This window comes from Aeromonas sp. R2-2 (genome assembly GCF_040908355.1).
Lineage (GTDB): Bacteria > Pseudomonadota > Gammaproteobacteria > Enterobacterales > Aeromonadaceae > Aeromonas > Aeromonas veronii.
Genome location: NZ_JBFODQ010000103.1, coordinates 70,695 through 90,014 on the forward strand (window position 1 = coordinate 70,695; position 19,320 = coordinate 90,014).

Annotated in this window: 18 protein-coding genes; 12 read left to right on the forward strand and 6 right to left on the reverse strand. The window is 59.1% G+C overall.

The window, feature by feature from the left end; translation table 11 throughout:
• Positions 1-48 precede the first annotated feature (48 nt).
• Positions 49-786, forward strand: a complete 738-nt coding sequence (locus tag AB5Z09_RS22105; RefSeq protein ID WP_127006980.1) for an ABC transporter substrate-binding protein — start codon at positions 49-51, stop codon at positions 784-786.
• A gap of 68 nt (positions 787-854) precedes the next feature.
• Here the strand turns inward: AB5Z09_RS22105 and AB5Z09_RS22110 are convergent, their stop codons facing one another.
• Together AB5Z09_RS22110 and AB5Z09_RS22115 are read right to left on the reverse strand one after the other, a co-directional pair.
• Positions 855-1,151, reverse strand: a complete 297-nt coding sequence (locus AB5Z09_RS22110; RefSeq protein ID WP_005340323.1) for a hypothetical protein — start codon at positions 1,149-1,151, stop codon at positions 855-857.
• A 66-nt stretch (positions 1,152-1,217) separates the two neighbouring features.
• Positions 1,218-1,592 carry a YacL family protein gene (locus tag AB5Z09_RS22115; protein WP_026034971.1) on the reverse strand — a complete coding sequence of 125 codons (375 nt, stop codon included), beginning with the start codon at positions 1,590-1,592 and terminating at the stop codon, positions 1,218-1,220.
• Between the two features lie 209 nt (positions 1,593-1,801).
• On the opposite strand from AB5Z09_RS22115, the gene AB5Z09_RS22120 reads away from it, so the two are divergent.
• From AB5Z09_RS22120 to AB5Z09_RS22130, 3 genes are all read left to right on the forward strand, one after another.
• Complete coding sequence (locus tag AB5Z09_RS22120) at positions 1,802-2,917, forward strand: sugar diacid recognition domain-containing protein (protein WP_005340325.1); 1,116 nt, start codon at positions 1,802-1,804, stop codon at positions 2,915-2,917.
• A gap of 118 nt (positions 2,918-3,035) precedes the next feature.
• Positions 3,036-4,298: a GntP family permease gene (locus AB5Z09_RS22125; protein ID WP_368196313.1), complete on the forward strand. Its 1,263-nt coding sequence runs from the start codon at positions 3,036-3,038 to the stop codon at positions 4,296-4,298.
• 9 nt (positions 4,299-4,307) lie between these two features.
• Positions 4,308-5,441, forward strand: coding sequence for a glycerate kinase (locus tag AB5Z09_RS22130; RefSeq protein ID WP_368196314.1), 1,134 nt, complete (start codon positions 4,308-4,310; stop codon positions 5,439-5,441).
• A 122-nt stretch (positions 5,442-5,563) separates the two neighbouring features.
• Here AB5Z09_RS22130 and AB5Z09_RS22135 read toward each other — a convergent pair whose 3' ends face one another.
• On the reverse strand, positions 5,564-6,043 hold the full coding sequence (locus AB5Z09_RS22135; protein ID WP_013723454.1) for a MarR family winged helix-turn-helix transcriptional regulator: 480 nt from the start codon (positions 6,041-6,043) through the stop codon (positions 5,564-5,566).
• Between the two features lie 163 nt (positions 6,044-6,206).
• Between AB5Z09_RS22135 and AB5Z09_RS22140 the strand changes: the two genes are divergently transcribed.
• Positions 6,207-6,734 (forward strand): hypothetical protein, encoded by a 528-nt coding sequence (locus tag AB5Z09_RS22140; protein ID WP_368196360.1) that lies wholly within the window; start codon positions 6,207-6,209, stop codon positions 6,732-6,734.
• 9 nt (positions 6,735-6,743) lie between these two features.
• A complete protein-coding gene (locus AB5Z09_RS22145) occupies positions 6,744-8,342 on the forward strand; it encodes a BCCT family transporter (protein WP_005335834.1) in 1,599 nt (532 codons plus the stop codon).
• Between the two features lie 118 nt (positions 8,343-8,460).
• Here the strand turns inward: AB5Z09_RS22145 and AB5Z09_RS22150 are convergent, their stop codons facing one another.
• Positions 8,461-9,699 (reverse strand): multifunctional CCA addition/repair protein, encoded by a 1,239-nt coding sequence (locus tag AB5Z09_RS22150; protein ID WP_368196315.1) that lies wholly within the window; start codon positions 9,697-9,699, stop codon positions 8,461-8,463.
• A gap of 237 nt (positions 9,700-9,936) precedes the next feature.
• On the opposite strand from AB5Z09_RS22150, the gene mutY reads away from it, so the two are divergent.
• The 3 genes from mutY to mltC all read left to right on the forward strand — a co-directional run bounded on the left by mutY (position 9,937) and on the right by mltC (position 12,491).
• Positions 9,937-10,989 (forward strand): A/G-specific adenine glycosylase, encoded by a 1,053-nt coding sequence (mutY, locus tag AB5Z09_RS22155; protein ID WP_042052456.1) that lies wholly within the window; start codon positions 9,937-9,939, stop codon positions 10,987-10,989.
• 8 nt (positions 10,990-10,997) lie between these two features.
• Positions 10,998-11,270 (forward strand): oxidative damage protection protein, encoded by a 273-nt coding sequence (locus AB5Z09_RS22160; RefSeq protein ID WP_005335828.1) that lies wholly within the window; start codon positions 10,998-11,000, stop codon positions 11,268-11,270.
• Positions 11,271-11,387: 117 nt separating this feature from the next.
• Entirely contained in the window at positions 11,388-12,491 is a 1,104-nt protein-coding gene (gene mltC, locus AB5Z09_RS22165; protein WP_005354839.1) for a membrane-bound lytic murein transglycosylase MltC, read from the forward strand.
• An 85-nt stretch (positions 12,492-12,576) separates the two neighbouring features.
• Here mltC and AB5Z09_RS22170 read toward each other — a convergent pair whose 3' ends face one another.
• Positions 12,577-12,963, reverse strand: coding sequence for a YgiW/YdeI family stress tolerance OB fold protein (locus tag AB5Z09_RS22170; RefSeq protein ID WP_368196316.1), 387 nt, complete (start codon positions 12,961-12,963; stop codon positions 12,577-12,579).
• Between the two features lie 254 nt (positions 12,964-13,217).
• On the opposite strand from AB5Z09_RS22170, the gene AB5Z09_RS22175 reads away from it, so the two are divergent.
• Both AB5Z09_RS22175 and ompA read left to right on the forward strand, forming a co-directional pair.
• Complete coding sequence (locus AB5Z09_RS22175) at positions 13,218-14,255, forward strand: SGNH/GDSL hydrolase family protein (RefSeq protein ID WP_219264740.1); 1,038 nt, start codon at positions 13,218-13,220, stop codon at positions 14,253-14,255.
• A gap of 265 nt (positions 14,256-14,520) precedes the next feature.
• Positions 14,521-15,558 (forward strand): porin OmpA, encoded by a 1,038-nt coding sequence (gene ompA / locus AB5Z09_RS22180; protein ID WP_120415394.1) that lies wholly within the window; start codon positions 14,521-14,523, stop codon positions 15,556-15,558.
• 131 nt (positions 15,559-15,689) lie between these two features.
• Here ompA and AB5Z09_RS22185 read toward each other — a convergent pair whose 3' ends face one another.
• The gene (locus tag AB5Z09_RS22185) at positions 15,690-16,712 is read right to left on the reverse strand and encodes a GGDEF domain-containing protein (protein WP_019445736.1); all 1,023 of its coding nucleotides are present in this window, start codon (positions 16,710-16,712) and stop codon (positions 15,690-15,692) included.
• Positions 16,713-16,846: 134 nt separating this feature from the next.
• Here AB5Z09_RS22185 and rnr point away from each other — a divergent pair, with 134 nt between their 5' ends.
• Positions 16,847-19,246, forward strand: coding sequence for a ribonuclease R (rnr, locus tag AB5Z09_RS22190; RefSeq protein WP_368196319.1), 2,400 nt, complete (start codon positions 16,847-16,849; stop codon positions 19,244-19,246).
• The last annotated feature ends 74 nt before the right edge of the window (positions 19,247-19,320 follow it).

The window sequence follows — 19,320 nt, forward strand, 5'->3', positions numbered from 1 at the left end:
TCGGATCCCTTCTCTATACTCATCAACAGGGTAAAGGGAGAGCAGCTGATGAAGCACTGTCTGTGGTTGTTGTGTTGTTGGTGTGTCTGGCTGCAGGCGGCACCCTTGCTGCTGGTGACCGGTGAGTTCACCCCCTATACCGGCAAGGCCCTGCCTGACGGCGGCGAGAGCACCCGGCTGGTGACGACCCTGCTGCAAGAGGCCGGGTATCGGGAGATCCAGGTCGACTACCTGCCCTGGCCCCGCGGCTATCAGTTGACCCGCAATGGGTTGGTTGCGGCCACCTTCCCCTACGCCTGGACTGCCGAGCGGGCCAAGCTCTTCCACTACAGCGCTCCCATTCATATTGATCGCCTCTCCTGGTTCACCTATCGGGGGAGCGAGACCATTCAGGCTGGCCGCTGGCAAGGGTTGCGTGTCTGTATTCCGCTGGGGTGGAGCACCAGCCATGCCGACGGGGTGATCAAGCGTTTCGGGCTGGATCTGCAGCGCCCCAAGACACTGGCACAATGTCTGCAACTGCTGGCTCGCAAACGGATCGATCTGCTGCCGATGAACGAGACGGTGACCCGGGATGCCAGCCGTCAGCTGTTTGGCGACCCCTGCCATCTGCAGGCATTGCCCCACTTTCGCCAGAGCGATACTTTTTATCTGATCATTTCACGGCAGTACCCGGAGGCCGCCAGCCTGCTTGAGCGCTTCAATCATGCCCTGGCTGCCGCCCGTGCCGATGGCCGCTATGACCAACTGATCTCCCGAGCCGGAAAGGGGATCGATTGCCGTTGAGAGTGCACGGCCGGAAAACAAAAAGCCGGAGCAGTGGCTCCGGCTTTCTTTTATGCCTTCAGGGGCGATTAGCGGCCTGATTCTGCGATCACGCGGGCGATGATATCGGCGCGCTTGCTGGCTTCCAGTTCGCCCAGGGCGATCAGGCCAGCCTTGAAGATGACGTTCTTCGGCAGGCTGACATCGTCCAGCGTGGCGATCGCTTCAACGTGCATGCCGTTCAGACGGCTGGCATCGCGCGGGCTCAGGTTGACCTGGGTGTTCATCACCTGCTTGCCTTTCTTCTTGGCAGGTGCAGCCGCTTTCTTGGTGGATTCCTGTTCTTCGTCTTCCGGCAGTTCGTCATCAAAATCGTAAATAGACATAGTCAATCCTGTTGAGTTAGGCAAAAGGGCACGTTTGCCCGACATAGTAATCCGACATTGGGTCAATCAGCCCATATCCTCGTTACGGATAAAGGCGCGCCAGGAGGTGAGCACCTGGGCAAAATCTTCCAGCCCGCACATGGCCAGCTGTTCATCATCGTAGTAGGCGAGATCGTCAAGATCCTCACCCAGCTCGATATTGAGGGCGTTGGCTTTCACCTCCGCCTCTTCATGGGTCAGCAGCAGGGAGTAGTCACCGCCGTTGAGCCGGTATTCGACTCGGGTGCGGTTGGAGAGCTGATCAATGATGGAGAAGAGCTCGTCGAGCTTCTCTTCATCCTTGCCAACCTCGTCGATTAGCCACTGACCGATGGCTTCATGGCCCATGGAGAACCGGGCGCGATAGCCACCAAACGGGTCGCGGCGAAATTCATAATCCATAGCACAGTCCAGATCGGAGGGATGGGCCATCACGGGCAGGCGGGTGCAAGCACGCAATTCCTGCTCCATGGCGGGGCACACATCGGGTAAAGTGGCCTATTCTAGCGATCCCCCTCTCGCTTGTCTTGATGATGTGGCATCTTTGCGCCCATGTGCCCTGAATCGCCTCGTGGTGACGTAGCCAGATCAGCCCCTTGTCCGGAGATGTTATGCAGCTAAACGATAACCTTGCCCGTCAGATCGTCGCACGGGCGATGAAGATCCTCTCCTTTTCGGTCAACGTGATGGACGAACATGGCCTCATCATTGCGTCCGGCAATCCGGAGCGGATCCATCAGCGCCACGAAGGGGCCGTGCTGGCATTGACCGAAAACCGGGTGGTGGAGATCAGCGAAGCGACTGCCCTGCAGCTCAAAGGGGTGCGACCCGGCATCAATTTACCCATCTCCTATCAGGGGGAGCTGATCGGGGTGATCGGTATCTCCGGCGATCCGGAGGAAGTGCGTGCTTACGCCGAGCTGGTGCGAATGACGGCAGAACTGATCCTGGAGCAGGCGGCGCTTACCGAGCAGTTGCAGTGGGACAAACGCCACAAGGAGGAGCTGGTGTTGCAGCTCATTCGGGGCGAGGGGCGAGTCGATCAATTGCAGCAGGCGGCCCGCTTTCTCGGACTGGAGTTGGCCCAGCCTCGGGTGGTGGCCGTGCTGGCGCTGGAGGAGGCCGATCCGGCGCGTCTGCGGGAGCTGGTTCATCAGCTGGAGAACCCGGAGCGGGACAATCTGGTCGCCATCAACGGGCTCGACGAGATAGTGGTGCTCAAACCGGCACAATTGAGTGATGGCGTCTGGCAATCGGCGCAGGAGCGCAGCCGGATCAAGCAGTTGCTGGCGCGCATTCCCCACTTCAAGGTGCATATCGCGGTGGGCGATTACTTCGCCGGGATCGACGGGCTGGCGCGCTCTTACCAGACGGCGCGAGATACCCTGCGCCGTGGCATGCGGCAGGCGCCGCGCAAACAGGTCTACTTCTTTGAGGACTACCGTTTGCCGGTGCTGCTCGGCAGTCTGGCGGACTCCTGGCAAGCGGATCAGCTGCGCACACCGCTGCAGAAATTGGCCCGAGAAGATGGCAAGGGGGCGCTGCAGAAGACCCTGCGCCACTATTTCTTGCAGGATTGTGATCTGCATCGCTGTGCCGAAGCCCTGTTCATTCACCCCAATACCCTGCGCTATCGGCTGGGGCGGATAGAGCAGATAACCGGGTTGAATTTCAACAAGTTAGACGACAAATTTTTGCTCTATCTCGGCCTTAATCTCGACTTGTGATTGTAAAATTAGACAAAAAACTACTTTTACATGACACGTTTTTTGGCTATTCAGCCAAAGCATTCTGATTGCAGATCTCCATAATGGCGGCCATTCACTCCCATTGAAGGTGTCCGTCATGATCCCGGTTACTGCCCTTGGCGCCATCGCGGCGCTCTCCATCGCCATCATCCTCATTTTGAAGAAGGTGCCGCCCGCTTACGGCATGATCGTGGGTGCCTTGGCCGGTGGCCTGATTGGCGGTGCCGATCTGACCCAGACCGTCACCCTGATGATCGGCGGTGCCCAGGGGATCACCACTGCGGTGATGCGGATCCTAGCGGCCGGTGTACTGGCGGGCGTGCTGATCGAATCGGGCGCGGCCACCACCATCGCCGAAACCATCGTCAAGAAACTCGGTGAAACCCGCGCCCTGCTGGCGCTGGCGCTGGCAACCTTGATCCTGACTGCGGTCGGCGTATTCGTGGATGTGGCCGTTATCACGGTCGCCCCCATCGCGCTGGCCATCGCCCGCCGTGCCGACCTCTCCAAGGCGGCCATCCTGCTGGCGATGATCGGCGGCGGCAAGGCGGGTAACGTCATGTCCCCCAACCCTAACGCTATTGCCGCGGCTGATGCCTTCCATCTGCCCCTCACCTCTGTGATGGCGGCGGGCATCATTCCGGGTCTGTTCGGTCTGGTGATGGCCTACTGGTTGGCCAAGCGGCTGAACAGCAAGGGCAGCAAGGTTGCTGCTGATGAAGTGGTGAGCTTTGCCGGTGCCAAGTTGCCGGGCTTTGCCGCCGCCATCAGCGCGCCGCTGGTCGCCATCCTGCTGCTGGCCCTGCGGCCGGTCGCCGGTATCGTGGTGGATCCGCTGATTGCACTGCCCCTCGGTGGTCTGGTCGGCGCCCTGATGATGGGTAAATTCCGCAAGGTGAACCAGTTTGCGGTATCCGGTCTCGCCCGTATGGCGCCGGTCGCCATCATGCTGCTGGGTACCGGTACCCTGGCGGGCATCATTGCCAACTCCGGCCTGAAAGATGTGCTGATCAGCGGCCTGACAGCCTCCGGTCTGCCTTCTTACCTGCTGGCGCCCATCTCCGGTGCCCTGATGTCACTGGCGACTGCCTCGACCACCGCCGGTACCGTGGTGGCCTCCAACGTATTCAGCTCAACCCTGATTGAACTGGGGATCAGCAGTCTGGCCGGAGCAGCCATGATCCATGCCGGTGCCACCGTGTTTGACCACATGCCCCACGGCTCCTTCTTCCATGCCACCGGTGGCAGCGTCCACATGGGGGTGGGTGAGCGCCTGAAACTTATCCCTTACGAAACCGCAGTCGGTCTGACCATTGCCACTGTCTCCACCCTGATGTTTGGCGTGTTTGGCCTCGCCTAAGGAATTGATATGAAAATTGTTATTGCCCCCGATTCATTCAAGGAGAGTCTGAGCGCCATGGCGGTGGCTGATGCCATCGAGGCCGGTTTCAAGCAGGTACTGCCGAACGCCACCTACGTCAAATTGCCGATGGCCGATGGCGGTGAAGGCACGGTGCAATCGCTGGTGGATGCCACCGGTGGCCGGATCCTGCCGGTCGAAGTGACCGCGCCCCTAGGTAACAAGGTGCAGGGCTTCGTCGGCCTGCTGGGTGATGGCGAGCGCGCAGTCATCGAGATGGCCGCCGCCTCCGGCATTCATCTGGTGGCGCCCGAGCAGCGCAATCCGCTGCTTACCTCCAGCTTCGGCACTGGCGAGCTGATCCTGGCTGCGCTGGAGATGGGGGTGAAACATCTGATCCTCGGTATCGGCGGCAGCGCCACCAATGACGGCGGTGCCGGCATGATCCAGGCGCTCGGCGGCAAGCTGCTCAAAGCGGATGGCTCTGCCATCGAGCTGGGTGGCGCCGGTCTTGCCGAACTCGCGACCATCGATCTGAACGGTCTGGATCCGCGCCTGAGCGATCTGATTATCGAGGTGGCGTGCGATGTGAACAACCCGCTCTGCGGCCCGAAAGGCGCCTCTGCGGTGTTTGGCCCGCAAAAGGGGGCGACCCCCGAGATGGTGGCGCAGCTCGATGCCAACCTCTCCCGTTATGCCGACTGCATTGAGCAGACCCTTGGCAAGCAGGTGAAGGATATTCCGGGGGCGGGCGCTGCCGGTGGCATGGGGGCCGCGCTGGTCGGTCTGCTTGGTGCCGAGCTCAAGCCCGGCATCCAGATCGTCATCGAAGCGCTGAAACTGGCCGAGGAAGTGGCCGATGCGGATCTGGTCATTACTGGTGAAGGTCGCATCGACAGCCAGACCATCCATGGCAAGACGCCAATCGGTGTCGCACGTTGCGCCAAGCAGTTCGGCAAGCCGGTGATCGGTATCTCCGGTTGCCTGACCGACGATTGCGGTGTGGTACATGATCACGGGCTGGACGCGGTATTCGCCGTGGTCAACCGCGTCATGTCCCTGCCGGAGGCGTTGGAGAGCGCCAGCACCAATATTCAACTCACTGCGCGCAACGTAGCGGCGCTCTATCGGTTGCCCCGCTGATATTTGAGTCGATGCCTGTTATCCGGGCATCGACCATCCCTTGCCCTATGCAGGTCTTTCTCAACTCATGAGAAATCCGGTTGCCCTTAGCACTTTTCGCCGACCCAACGAGGTCGGCTTTTTTATGCCTGCTCTTCGGTGAGGGGTCTGACGCTCAGCACCGGGGCCGCGTCGATTTCGTCTGCATTCATCATGGATGAGATGCGTTGCAGGGAGGAGAGCAGCAGGGTCTGTTCCCACGCTTCCAGCGCCTGAAAACGCTGGATGAAGCGCTCTTGCAGCGGGGTCGGGGCCTGGGCCAGCAGGGCGCGACCTGCGTCAGTCAGTGTCGCGTGAACCTTGCGCTTGTCGGTATTGCTGCGAACGCGTTGCACCAGTTGGCGGCTCTCCAATCGGTCCATGATGGTGGTGGCGGTGGCCTGGCTCATGTTGGTGTGATCGGCCAGCTGGCGCATGGAGATCTGTCCCAGCTCATCGATCCCTTTGAGCAGCAAGAGTTGCGGGGAGGTGAGCCCGGCTTCTTTGATCAAGCGCCTGGAGTGCATGTCGATGGCACGAATAATCTGGCGCAGGGCGACCAGCACTTCATCATGTTTTTCCATGGGATGTGCGTTATTGGAAGGCTATGGAGAGGCGCAAAATTTTCCGCCTAATTCGTCACAAGGTCAATATGGTTTTTGTTGTAATAATTTCTGCTCTAATTAATTTTGTGTTAGGTTGACGGGCATTTCACGGAATTCACCCTGACATTTGAGGAGCTAAATGATGAATGACGAGCTGGATATCAAGTCTCTGGTGGCCGAGTTACGTGTGGTCAGAGTGCGCTATGAACTGCCGGATACCTCGGCTTTTGTGCGCTATCAGCCTGCCTATGATGAAGACCCCAACAACCTCAAGGTACACCACTATGATGGTGAGTTACCCCTCTCTTGCAGTGAGACAGGTACTTTCAACCTAAAGGAGTTGGTGAATGAATTGCGCTACGCCTATGTGCTGGTGCACCTCTTTCCTGACGAAAGTGCCATGAACTTCTATCTGACCGGCCTCGATACCGGCTTGGCCCAGCTGGAGTTCATCGGTGGCTCTTACGACTTCAATCGCCTCTGGATCACCAGCGGTATCTCCAATCTGAGCGTCCCCATGGCCATCTTCCTTGGCAAGCGTCACGCGGTGAATGGCCAGCCCTCGGTTTCGCTGGTGGATCACCGCGAACAAGCAGCTGGCAAGCTGGTCTATCGTGCCATCGGCGGGGCCGGTGATCATGTGGGCGAAGACTTTTTCAACAACGACTAAGGAGGCTGGATGCGAGCAAGCAAAGGGCTATTGAAAGGCCTCAACCCGACTATGGCCATGACGGCCCTCACCGTGATCACCCTGTTTTTGCTGTTTGGCGTATTTGTTCCCGATACCGCGGCCGCCTGGTTTGTCGGTGCCAAGGATCAGATTATTGCCGGGTTCAAGTGGTACTACATTCTGGTGGTCGCCCTGTTCCTGTTCTTCGCTGTCTACCTGATGTTCAGCCGTTTTGGCAGCATCCGGCTGGGTGACGACGACCAGGTACCGGAGTTCGGCTACTTCGCCTGGTTCTCCATGCTCTTTAGCGCTGGCATGGGGATCGGTCTGGTGTTCTGGAGCATCGCCGAGCCGATGAACCATCTGCAGGGCAATCCGTTCATTACCGAAGGGATGACCCCGGAAGCGGCCCAGATCGCCATGCGCCTCACCTTCTTCCACTGGGGCCTGCACCCCTGGGCCATCTATGTGATCGTTGGCCTGTCGCTGGCCTTTTTCAGTTATCGTCGCAAGTTGCCGCTGGCGATCCGCTCTGTGCTTTACCCCATCCTCGGCGAGCGGATCTACGGTTTCTGGGGCCATGCGGCCGATGTGCTGGCCGTGTTCGGCACCGTGTTCGGGGTGGCGACCTCCCTGGGTCTGGGGGTCTCCCAGATGAATACCGGCCTCAACCAGATGTTTGGTATGGCGGTGTCGCAGTCCAACCAGCTCTGGCTGATTGGCGGTATCAGCCTGATCGCCACTCTGTCGGCGGTTTCCGGGGTCGGGCGCGGAGTGAAGATTCTCTCCGAGCTCAATATCTGGCTGAGCGTGTTCGTGCTCGCACTCTTTCTGGTGCTGGGGCCGACCACCTATATCCTCAACGCCTATGTACAGAACATCGGTGATTACCTGCAGAACATCGTCAAACTGAGCTTCTGGACCAACACCGAGGCCAACGGCACCTCGGCCTGGCAGTCGAGCTGGACGGCGTTTTACTGGGGTTGGTGGATTGCCTGGGCGCCGTTTGTCGGCATGTTTATCGCCCGTATCTCCAAGGGGCGTACTATCCGCGAGTTTGTGCTCGGTGTGTTGCTGGTACCCTCGCTGCTTGGCATGTTCTGGCTCACCGTGTTTGGCGGTACGGCGATGAATCTGGAGCTGTTTGGTGGTGGCGGTGTGGTGGCTGCGGTCAATCAGGATGTGACGCTGGCGCTTTACAAGACGGTCGAACTGCTGCACTGGGATACCTTCGGCTGGATCGCCAAGGCCGTGCTGACCCTGCTCATCTGCACCTACTTCATCACTTCCAGTGACTCGGGCACGTTGGTCATCACCACCCTGCTCTCCATCGGTGATCAGGAGCCGCCGGTGCTGCACCGCGCCGTATGGGGTCTTGGGCAGGGGCTGGTTGCTGCTATCCTGCTGGTCTCCGGCGGCCTGGCAGCCTTGCAGGCGGCCAGCATCATAGCGGCGCTGCCTTTCTCGGTGATCATGCTGGCGATGTGCTATTCGCTGATGCTGGGGCTCAAGCAAGAGAGCCAGCGCCAGTTTGAGTATCGTCAGAACCTCAAGCGCCACGATGGCTCATCCCATATGAGCCTGATGGAGCGAATTGGTCCGGCATAACGGCACCAGCAGGGGTTAGCGTTCCCTCACATATCAATCAGGATGCAAAACGGCCGCCCTGGCGATGCTCTCCTTGCGGAGCTCATCATCAGGGCGGCCGTCTGTTATGGGGCCGAGGTTACTCCTCGATAAAGGTCCACTCATCCTTGATGCGGCTGATGGCATCAGTGCGCTTTTTGGCCAGCTGCTCCTTGATCTCTTCCCCTTTGAAACCGGCCGCCACTATCTCTTTCACCGGCACCGCCTGGGCGGCAGCCAGCGCTTCTGCCACATAGTCCGGCTCGGCGTAGACCCGTTCCTCGAAACCTGTGCGGCCGTGGAAGTCGGCGCGGCAGGCATCCAGCAACTGGGCAAAGCGCTCGGGGCGACGCCAGGCATCAGCCTTGTCGAACACCTTGAGCAGGGTGGCGGGTTTGAGCTCAAAGGCGATGTGGATGTGGGTATGCAGATCGCTCACCAGCAGCGCCAGCTCCCGGCACTCATTGGGTACCCGGAACCGCTCGCACAGGGCACGAATAAGCGGCAGCCCCTTCTGGCCATGACCGTGATGGCTTGGCCAGAACTCCTTGGGGGTTACTCCCTTGCCAAGGTCGTGGCAGAGGGCGGCAAAGCGGACGGTCAATTCCGGGGAGATCCGGCACGCCTGCTCCAGCACCATCAGGGTGTGGATGCCGGTGTCGATCTCCGGGTGCCACTTGGCCGGGGCGGGGACGCCAAACAGCGCATCAATCTCTGGGAACAGCGCCTTCAGGGCGCCGCACTGGCGCAGCACCTCGATAAAGATCTGCGGGGTCGGCCCCAGCAGCACTTTTTCCAGCTCCTTCCAGACTCGCTCCGGCGTGAGGTGGGCCAGCTCGCCAGCGGCCGTCATCTCGCTCATCAGGGCGAGGGTTTCCGGCGCTATGGTAAAGCCCTGAGCGTGGAAGCGGGCGGCGAAGCGGGCGACCCGCAGGATGCGCAGCGGGTCTTCGGCAAAGGCGGGGGAGACGTGGCGCAGCAGCCGTTTTTCCAAATCCTCGATGCCACCGTAGGGATCGTGGAGTTGGCCCTGATCATCTTCGGCGATGGCGTTGATGGTGAGATCCCGGCGCAGCAGATCCTGCTCCAGCGTCACATCGGGGGCGGCGTGGCAGACAAAACCGGTGTAGCCCTGACCCTGTTTGCGTTCGGTACGGGCGAGGGCATACTCCTGCTGGGTTTTGGGGTGAAGAAACACGGGAAAGTCGCGACCGACCTGGGTAAAACCCTGCGCCAGCATCTGTTCCACGGTGGCGCCGACCACCAGATGATCCCTGTCGCCCTGCGGCAATCCCAGCAGGCGATCCCGCACTGCGCCCCCAACCAGATAAGTCTGCAAACCGTCTCTCCCGTCATCAATCGTGGGGCCGAGTATATCGTCTTTGTTACCGCTTTGCTGCCTGACCACCACCTGCCCGCAGCGCCAGTCAGCGCGGCTTTGACTTGGGCGTGACGAGGCCTTACGCTGCCGCACCAGACAGCTGGCGCTGTGCTGCGGGATGACTTTATGCCCGCTCAGGCCAGATGAGCCGAAGGAACCGCAGAGTTCCCCATATATCAACGACATGAGAACAACGTGAATCAATCAACCTTCGCAAGCCGGGTTCTGGAGTGGTACGAGCTTCATGGCCGCAAAACCCTGCCCTGGCAGCAGGAGAAGACCCCTTACCGGGTCTGGGTCTCGGAGATCATGCTGCAGCAGACCCAGGTCGCCACAGTCATCCCCTATTACCAGCGTTTTATGGCGCGCTTCCCCGATGTTGTGGCGCTGGCCGATGCCCCTGTCGATGAGGTGCTGCACCACTGGACCGGGCTTGGCTACTACGCCCGGGCCCGCAACCTGCACAAGGCGGCCCAGCAGATCCGCGATCATCACCACGGCCTCTTTCCCGAGCGCTTTGACGAGGTGATGGCGCTGCCGGGCATTGGCCGTTCTACCGCCGGGGCCGTGCTGTCGCTCTCTCTTGGTCAGCCTCATGCCATCCTTGATGGCAACGTGAAGCGGGTACTCACCCGCTGGCTGGCGCTGCCGGGCTGGCCTGGCCAGAAACAGGTGGAGAACGAACTGTGGGAGATCGCCATCCGGCTCACCCCCAAGCTGGGGGTGGCGCAATACAATCAGGCAATGATGGATATCGGGGCCACTATCTGCACCCGCAGCAAGCCTGCCTGTGATCGCTGTCCGGTGCGGGCCGATTGCCAGGGGCTGTCGCAAGGCAAGCCTACCGCTTATCCCAACAGCAAGCCCAAGAAGAGCATTCCGGCCCGCGATGGCATCATGCTGCTGATCCGTCACGGTGATGAGCTGCTGCTGGAGAAGCGGCCGCCACAGGGGATCTGGGGCGGGCTCTACTGCTTCCCGCAAGTGGCCTCGCTGGCGGAGGTGGATGGTCTGCTGGCGTCCCTTGGCCTGAGCCATCACGGTTATCGGGAACTGGCCGGTTTTCGCCATACCTTCAGCCACTTCCATCTCGATATTCAGCCGTTGCTGATTGACATTGATGAGGCGCAGCCGCTGCGGCTCATGGAAGCAGATAACCGACTCTGGTATAACTTACGCCATCCTGCCGAGGTGGGGCTGGCGGCCGCCACGGCCCGTCTGCTCGCCTATCCAGAGTTACAACCATAGAGGTCAACATGAGCCGTACTGTATTTTGCCAACGCCTGAAAAAAGAGGGCCCGGGTCTGGATTTCCAACTCTATCCCGGTGAGCTCGGCAAGCGGATTTTTGACAACATCAGCAAGGAAGCCTGGGCCGAGTGGCAGAAGAAGCAGGTGATGCTGATCAACGAGAAAAAGCTCAACATGATGAATCTTGAGCATCGCCAACTGCTGGAAAAAGAGATGGTCAGCTACCTGTTTGATGCAGGTGAAGTGCAGATCGAAGGTTACACCCCGCCTGCCCAGTAAGCTCTCCGGCTGTTGTACGTGTGAACAGGTGCGGGAATGGCGCCACACTGGCGTGACCGCTCCTGAAGTCGCAGCAAATGAATGATGGGCAGCTCTGCTGCCCGGTTTGAGGATCCTATGGGCCGAATTTTTTGGCTGCTGTGCACCCTGCTGTTTCTCTCTGCCTGCTCATCTTCCCCCAAGCCCAGCGGGAGTGAGGATGACGATCTGGTCAACGGCAAGGACATCCGCGGTTTTGAACACATGATCAGCGCGCTCTCCCATAACGTTAACGAGATATGGGGGCGGGAGGCGCTGTTTGCGGGCAAGTTTGACTACGTAAAATACACGGATCAGTACAAGAGCCGGGCCCACATCGACTTCTCCAGCGGCCACATCATGGTGGAGACGGTCTCGGGCATCGATCCCCGCGCTCACCTGCGTCGCGCCATCATCGAGACCCTGCTGACGCCGGACGATCCGGCCGAAGTGGATCTTTACTCCGATCGGGAAATTCTGACCGGCGGCGAGCCTTTCCTCTACGGTCAGGTGCTGGATAATCAGCGCCAGCCAATCCGCGCCTCCTGGCGCGCCGAGCGTTATGCCGATTACCTGCTCAACACGGCGATGAAGAAGCGCACTCTGGGTATTCGCACCATCTTCTTCGTCGATATACCCATGGTGGCCAACCATGAAGATCGACGGGGCTACAAGTATGCGGGGATCATCCGGGAAGCGTCGCGCAAATACGGCGTGCCGGAGAGCCTGATCTATGCGGTGATCAAGACCGAGAGCAGCTTCAACCCCTATGCAGTGAGCCATGCCAACGCTTATGGCCTGATGCAGGTGATCCCGGCCACTGCCGGTCGTGACGTCTATGTGCGGGTCAAGGGCAAGAACGGCCAGCCGACCCGGGAGGAGCTGTTCAACCCGGCCTACAACATCGATGTCGGTACCGCCTATCTGCACCTGTTGCAGACCGTCTATCTGGCGGATATTCAGGATCCGCGCTCCCGTCGCTATGCGGTGATCTCCGCCTATAACGGTGGCGCTGGCGGGGTGCTCAATACCTTCTCCAGCGATCGCAAGGCGGCGCCGGGCCGGATCAACCGGCTCTCCCCCGAGGCGGTCTATCAGGTGTTGACCGAGCAGCATCCCAAAGAGGAGGCGCGCCGTTACCTCTACAAGGTCAATCAGGCCGAGAAGGGGTTCAAGAGAGCCTTTGCCAGTCGGGCCGGTTAAGCGGTGACGCTGGGTTAACCATGCAAAAGGGCGCTTGATATCAAGCGCCCTTTTAACGTCTGGCCAGTTCGTCGTTGAAGTGGCCTTATTTGGCGATAAAGCCGCCCTTGGTCTGCGGGGCCGCGCCCACTTTCTCCAGGGTTTTCACTTCCACTTCGGTTTTGTTCCAGCTGTGGTCCACTTCACCACGGATGCGGATCTGATCATCCGGGCCCACTTCGGTGCCACGCCACACATCCTGATCCACTTCGACCTCCACTTCACCGCTGGCATCGCGGAACAGATAGTTCTCGCCGCCCAGGTGCTTGACCAGTTTCCCTTCCAGGGTGGCCCAGCTGTCATCGGCCAGATCTTTCAGTTGAGCAACGGAAACCTTGTTCTGCTCTTGCGGGCCGATATAGGCCGCCATGGCAAAAGAGGAGACAGACATCAGGGTCAACAGTCCGATTACGCTTGCGCTTGCCTTGTTCATTTCATACTCCTGTCGTTGGTATGGGGGCATTGTGCCGGGGGGGGCGTGAAACAAGCGTGAAAGAAATAGGCTGGTGTGATTGTCTGTTTTGTTAGCGCAAGCGATTTCATCGGTGGCGGAACATGTGTGATTTCATCTGGAACTGTAATCTGTCGCCTTCACCAGAAGTCAGTGGCAGCAGACTCTTCCCATGCCTGTCGCCACTCGAGGAGAAGTCCGCAGGTCTCACCTGCTTAATCGAAGAGCATAACAATATGAAAAAATGGCTTGTTTGTTTATTGGGGTTAATGGCATTGACCGCGCAAGCGGCAGAGGGACGCCAACCTTTTTCCCGGGTCGTGATGTTTGGTGACAGCCTCTCCGATACCGGCAAGATGTACAAGAAGATGCGGGGGTATCTCCCCTCCAGCCCACCCTACTTCAACGGGCGCTTCAGCAACGGCCCGGTGTGGTTGGAGCAGTTGGGTGACGAGCGTTTTCCCGGTCTGGTCGTGGCCAACGAGGCGGAAGGCGGTGCAACCGCGGTGGCCTATAACCATCTGGGCGCCCTGAACGGCTGGCTCGGTTTCTGGTCCTGGGATCCCAAATATCAGGTGATCAACAACCTCGATTACGAGATCGATCAGTTCCTGAAAAAGGACAAGTTCCGCCCCGATGATCTGGTGGTGATCTGGGTCGGTGCCAACGACTATCTGGCCTATGGCTGGAACACCGAGCGGGATGCGGATAGGGTGATCGATACCATCCGGCTGGCATCCAACCGGTTGGTGCTCAACGGCGCGCAGCAGATCCTGCTGTTCAACATTCCTGATCTGGGGCAGACCCCGTCAGCCCGCAGCATGAAGGTGGTGGAGAAGGTGCGCCATGTGGCCAGCTACCACAACCAGAAGTTGCAGAACCTCACTCGCGAGCTGGCTCCCCTTGGCATCGTGAAGCTGTTCGAAGTGGACAAGCAGTTTGACGAGATGATGCGCGATCCTCAGCAGTTCGGGCTGAGTGACACAGAACACGCCTGCTACGGTGGTGGCTATACGTGGAAGCCGTTCTCCGGCAGCGCCGCCGAGGTGGCTGCGACCCCGGCTTTGAGTGTCGCCGAAAGAGTGGCTATTGCCGGTAACCCGATCCTGGCGCAGGCGGTGGTGAGCGGGCAGGCAAAAGGGCGAGCTGCGACTCTTAACTGCGATGAGCATATGTTCTGGGATCAGGTGCATCCGACCAGGACGGTGCACAAGGTACTGAGCCAGCGTGTTGCTGACTTTATCGATCAGCACTACGAGTTTGTTCGTCACTGATATCGCTTCGGGCCAGCATGTTGCTGGCCTTTTTTCCCTTTCAGCCCTCATCTGTGCGTCTTTTTGCGTCACATCCAGTTCAAATAACAAACGTTTGTTGCTGTTTTTGTAACGTGGTTGCGTTAGAGTGTTTTTTGTTAATTGATATCAGTGACTTGAAAATAGGCTAACGTTGATATGCTGCGATCGCTTTTGGGTGGTTGCACCTATAAGACGAGGTGATATCAATCAACCTCCTCCTACATAAAGTTGCAGAGGCTCAAACATGAAAAAATCATTGATTACCTTGCTGGTTACCGGCTTGCTGGCTGCCAATGCCCAGGCTGCCGGTCAAGACAACACCTGGTATGGCGGTGCCAAACTGGGTTGGTCCAACTTCTACGGCATTGATGAAAGCAATGCCCTGACCCTTGGCAATGAGACCAACGATGCCTTGGGGGCAGGCGTGTTTGGCGGTTATCAGATCAACCAGAATCTGGGGCTGGAGCTGGGTTACGACTATCTGGGCAAATATAAATACGACGCAGTGAAGAGCGGTGCAGCTTTTAGCGATGAGGTGACTGCACAGCTGGCTCAACTGACCCTGAAACTGGGTTTCCCGGTTACCGATAATCTGGATCTGTATGGTCGTGTCGGTGGCGGTTATGGCTGGGCTGATACCAAGAGCGATGTCTACAAAGATGACAGCCGCTTTGTCATGGTCGGTGCACTGGGTGCCGAGTATGCGTTCAATCTCGACTGGGCCGCTCGCCTGGAGTACCAGTACACCACCCCGTATGGCAGCCGCGATGATACCGGTCTGAGAATGGATAACGGCCTGCTCTCACTGGCAGCGGTTTATCGCTTTGGTCAGGTTGCCCCTGTGGCGCCCGCCCCGGCTCCGGAACCTGCTCCTGCACCTGTGATGGTTGAGAAGCAGTTCACCCTGAGCTCCGATGTGCTGTTTGACTTCAACAAGGCGACCCTCAAGCCAGAGGCCAGTCAGGCACTGGATAGCCTCTATAGCCAGATTGAAGAAGCACGACCCAAAGATGGCGTGGCAACCGTAATTGGTCACACCGACCGTATTGGTTCCGATGCCTACAACCAGAAGCTCTCCGAGCAGCGTGCCCAGACCGTTGCCAACTATCTGGTTGGTAAAGGAATCCCGGCCGCCAAGATCAATGTGGAAGGGCGTGGTAAATCCTCACCGGTTACCGGCGACAGCTGCGTCAGCAAGTCCAAGCGTGAGCTGATCGTCTGCCTGGCTCCGGATCGCCGTGTTGATGTGAAAGTCGAAGGTGTCAGCGAGGTGCAGGAGTAATCCTTCACACTGAGCAGCGTTCCACTGGGGCTGGAATGAACAGCCCCTGTCGGAGCAAGAGAGACCAAAAAGCCAGTCAGTTGATCTGACTGGCTTTTTACATTGGCATTGCGGTCGGGCAGGGGACTAAATCAGGAAGGGAGCGGCATCACCCGGTTGCGCCCCAGCTCCTTGGCCTTGTAGAGCAGCTTGTCGGTACGTTCGACCAGACAGTCTGCGCTCTCCTGACCGTTGAACTCACCCACGCCAAACGAGGCTGTGATGTGGTCGATGCGGCGGCCCGATTTGCGATCCAGAATCGACATCCGCTCGATAGCGCGGCGCATGCTTTCCGCCATCTGTCTGGCCAGCGCCAGCGAGCGATGGGGGACCAGCATGGCGAACTCCTCCCCACCCAGCCGATAGGCGGTGACTCCCTCCTTGCAGGCATCGCGCAGCCGTTTGCTGAAGGCGCGCAGCACCTGATCGCCGAGCAGGTGCCCATATTCGTCGTTGAAGTTCTTGAAGCGATCGATATCAGCAAGGATCAGCGAGAAGGGGTGCTGGCTGCGGATCAACCCCTCCAGCTCCAGATCGAAGGCGCGGCGGTTGAGCAGGTTGGTGAGGGCATCCTCGTTGGCCAGTTTGCGTGTCTCGTTGAGCGCGGCCCGCAGCTCTTTGATCTCTTTCTCCGCATTGCTGAGCTGGTTGCGAAAGTGCATGGTGGACATGCGCACATCCCGCGATTCGCGCACCAGCTCCCGCAGGATCCCCATGGTGTCTTCCAGGCTGAAGCCCTCGTCATCAATGCGGCTGAGCTTGTCAAAACTCTTGTCGAGCATCTCCTGAAACATGCCGGTATCGGAGATGGCGTCCTGCATGGAGTGGCCGAGCTCGTTGGCCATGGCGGCGAGGCTCAGTTTCATCGCCTCCATCTGCTTTTCGTCCTGAGCGGCCAGATACTGGTGATAGAGTCGCTCGCAGGTGGTGAGCGAGCAGGTTCCCTGCATTTTGACTGCCTGATCAATCGCCTGGTTGAGCTCGGGCATGCTGGCCGAGACATAGTTGTACCACAGGTGGTAATTGTCCGGCGTCGTGGGGATCTGGTACTTGATCATCAAAGGGACCGCTTGTTTGAGATAGGCGGCGGATTGGGCAAATGTGTCCTTACTCATGAGTTCTGTGTCTCATCATGCCAGCGAACTGAAGATAGTATGACAGAGAGATTGGCCAAAAGGCAGCCGATGGATGCCATTCGCCCCCCCCTCCGATATAATGGCACCGTTACCACCTACCCTAAGGCCTGCTTATGTCTCAAAAAGATCCTTTCCTCGAACGCGAGGCCGAAAAATACGATAACCCCATCGCCAGTCGCGAGTTGATCCTGGAACTCATCAAGGGCCATGAAAAGCCCATGTCCCGTGAAGAGTTGGCCAAGGTCCTCAAGCTGAAAGATGAAGAGCCGTTGGAAGCCCTGCGTCGTCGTCTGCGCGCCATGGAGCGTGATGGACAACTGGTATTCACTCGCAACCAATGTTATGCCCTGCCGGATCGCCTGAATCTGGTCAAAGGTTATGTAATCGGCCACAAGGATGGCTTCGGTTTTCTGCGTCCGGAAGGTGGTGGTCCGGATCTGTATCTGAACAACCGAGAGATGCAACGCCTGATGCATGGCGATTACGTGCTGGTGCAGCCGACCGAGATCGACCGCAAGGGTCGTCAGGAAGCGCGTCTGGTGCGCCTGCTCAAGTCCCGTGAGGCAGACATTGTCGGCCGTTACTTCGTCGAGAATGGCGTTGGTTTCGTGGTGCCGGATGACAGCCGTATCGGCCAGGACATCATCATCCCGGAAGGGGAAAACAAAGGGGCTCGCCAGAGCCAGGTCGTGGTTGTGCGCATCAATCAACGCGCCACCTCCCGCATCAATGCCGTCGGCACCGTACTGGAAGTGCTGGGCGAGAACATGGCGCCGGGCATGGAGATCGAAATTGCCCTGCGTACCCACGGTATCCCGCACACCTGGCCGGAAGAGGTGACCAAAGAGGTTGCCGGTCTCGGCGAACAGGTGCCGGAGAAAGCCAAAGAGGGCCGCATCGACCTGCGCGCCCTGCCGCTGGTGACCATCGACGGCGAAGATGCCCGCGACTTCGATGACGCCGTCTTCTGTGAAGCCAAACGCGGTGGCGGCTGGCGCCTGTGGGTTGCCATTGCTGACGTCTCCGCTTACGTGAAGCCCGGCACGGCGCTGGATGCCGAAGCGTATCAGCGTGGCAACTCCGTCTACTTCCCTGAATTCGTGGTGCCCATGCTGCCGGAGGTGCTCTCCAACGGCTTGTGTTCCCTGAACCCGCAAGTTGACCGTCTCTGCATGGTGTGCGAGATGACCATCTCCGCCGCTGGCCGCATGTCCGGCTACAAGTTCTACGAAGCGGTAATGAACTCTCACGCCCGTCTGACCTACACCAAGGTTGCCGCGATCCTCGATGGCGATCCCAAGTTGCGTCAGCAGTATGATCCGCTGGTGGGCCACATCGAAGAGCTGAACAACCTCTACAAGGCGCTCAAGCATGCCCGTCACCAGCGTGGCGCGGTGGAGTTCGAGAGCGAGGAGACCCGCTTTATCTTCAACGCCCAGCGCAAGATCGACCGCATCGTGCCGCTGGTGCGCAACGATGCCCACAAGATCATCGAAGAGTGCATGATCCAGGCGAACGTCGCCGCAGCCCGTTATATCGAGAAGAACGAAGCCTTTGCCCTGTTCCGGGTCCACGACCGTCCGGGCGAAGAGCGTCTGACCGGTTTCCGCGATTTCCTGGCCGAACTGGGTCTGGAGCTCAAAGGCGGCCTCGAGCCCGAGCCGAAAGACTTTGCCGAGCTGGCTGCCAAGTTTGAAGGGCGCCCGGATGCGGAGCTGCTCTCCACCATGCTGCTGCGCTCCATGCGTCAGGCCATCTATCAGGCTGACAACATCGGTCACTTCGGTCTGGCGCTGAAGTCCTACGCGCACTTCACCTCGCCAATCCGTCGCTATCCCGACCTGATCCTGCACCGTGCGATCAAGTATCAGACCGCCAAGGAGCAACAGGGCAACCTGCGCCACAAGTGGACCCCGAGCGGTGGTTATCACTACCAGCTGGAAGAAGTGGACCCGATGGGCGAGCACTGCTCCATGACCGAGCGCCGTGCCGACGATGCGACCCGCGACGTGGCCGACTGGCTCAAGTGCGAGTACATGCTGGATCACGTAGGTGACGAGTTTGACGGCGTCATCGCCAGCGTCACCGGCTTTGGTTTCTTCGTCCGTCTGGCGGAGATCCACATCGATGGTCTGGTGCACGTCAGCACCCTCACCAACGACTACTACCAGTTTGATCCCCTGCACATGCAGCTGATTGGCGAGAACTTCCGCCGTCGCTACCGTCTGGGCGACAAGGTGCGGGTCAAGGTGATGGGCGTCAATCTGGATGATCGCAAGATCGACTTCGTGATGGTGGAAGAGCCCCTCAAGATCACCGGCAAGAACGCCAAGCAGGCGGTTCGCAAGATGGCCGAGATCAAGAAGGAGAAGGCCAAGAGCGCCGAGCGCCACGAAAAGCGCAAAGAGAAAGATGGCAAGGAGAGCGGCAAACCCGCCAAGGGTGGCCGCGCCAAACCGAGCAACAGACGACCGGGCAAAAAAGCTCGCGATAAGGTGAAGGCCAAGGGGTAAGCCCTCGGCCTATGGCTTGGGTCTGGCGACCTGGGGCTAGGCTGTAAGGGGCTGATGGCCCCGCGTTATCTTCG

What these genes read in the sequence shown, in the direction of transcription:
- AB5Z09_RS22105 (WP_127006980.1), top strand. Translation starts at nt 49, where the DNA reads ATGAAGCACTGTCTGTGGTTGTTGTGTTGTTGGTGTGTCTGGCTGCAG.
- AB5Z09_RS22110 (WP_005340323.1), bottom strand. Translation starts at nt 1,151, where the DNA reads ATGTCTATTTACGATTTTGATGACGAACTGCCGGAAGACGAAGAACAG.
- AB5Z09_RS22115 (WP_026034971.1), bottom strand. Translation starts at nt 1,592, where the DNA reads ATGGATTATGAATTTCGCCGCGACCCGTTTGGTGGCTATCGCGCCCGG.
- AB5Z09_RS22120 (WP_005340325.1), top strand. Translation starts at nt 1,802, where the DNA reads ATGCAGCTAAACGATAACCTTGCCCGTCAGATCGTCGCACGGGCGATG.
- AB5Z09_RS22125 (WP_368196313.1), top strand. Translation starts at nt 3,036, where the DNA reads ATGATCCCGGTTACTGCCCTTGGCGCCATCGCGGCGCTCTCCATCGCC.
- AB5Z09_RS22130 (WP_368196314.1), top strand. Translation starts at nt 4,308, where the DNA reads ATGAAAATTGTTATTGCCCCCGATTCATTCAAGGAGAGTCTGAGCGCC.
- AB5Z09_RS22135 (WP_013723454.1), bottom strand. Translation starts at nt 6,043, where the DNA reads ATGGAAAAACATGATGAAGTGCTGGTCGCCCTGCGCCAGATTATTCGT.
- AB5Z09_RS22140 (WP_368196360.1), top strand. Translation starts at nt 6,207, where the DNA reads ATGAATGACGAGCTGGATATCAAGTCTCTGGTGGCCGAGTTACGTGTG.
- AB5Z09_RS22145 (WP_005335834.1), top strand. Translation starts at nt 6,744, where the DNA reads ATGCGAGCAAGCAAAGGGCTATTGAAAGGCCTCAACCCGACTATGGCC.
- AB5Z09_RS22160 (WP_005335828.1), top strand. Translation starts at nt 10,998, where the DNA reads ATGAGCCGTACTGTATTTTGCCAACGCCTGAAAAAAGAGGGCCCGGGT.
- mltC (WP_005354839.1), top strand. Translation starts at nt 11,388, where the DNA reads ATGGGCCGAATTTTTTGGCTGCTGTGCACCCTGCTGTTTCTCTCTGCC.
- AB5Z09_RS22170 (WP_368196316.1), bottom strand. Translation starts at nt 12,963, where the DNA reads ATGAACAAGGCAAGCGCAAGCGTAATCGGACTGTTGACCCTGATGTCT.
- AB5Z09_RS22175 (WP_219264740.1), top strand. Translation starts at nt 13,218, where the DNA reads ATGAAAAAATGGCTTGTTTGTTTATTGGGGTTAATGGCATTGACCGCG.
- ompA (WP_120415394.1), top strand. Translation starts at nt 14,521, where the DNA reads ATGAAAAAATCATTGATTACCTTGCTGGTTACCGGCTTGCTGGCTGCC.
- AB5Z09_RS22185 (WP_019445736.1), bottom strand. Translation starts at nt 16,712, where the DNA reads ATGAGTAAGGACACATTTGCCCAATCCGCCGCCTATCTCAAACAAGCG.
- rnr (WP_368196319.1), top strand. Translation starts at nt 16,847, where the DNA reads ATGTCTCAAAAAGATCCTTTCCTCGAACGCGAGGCCGAAAAATACGAT.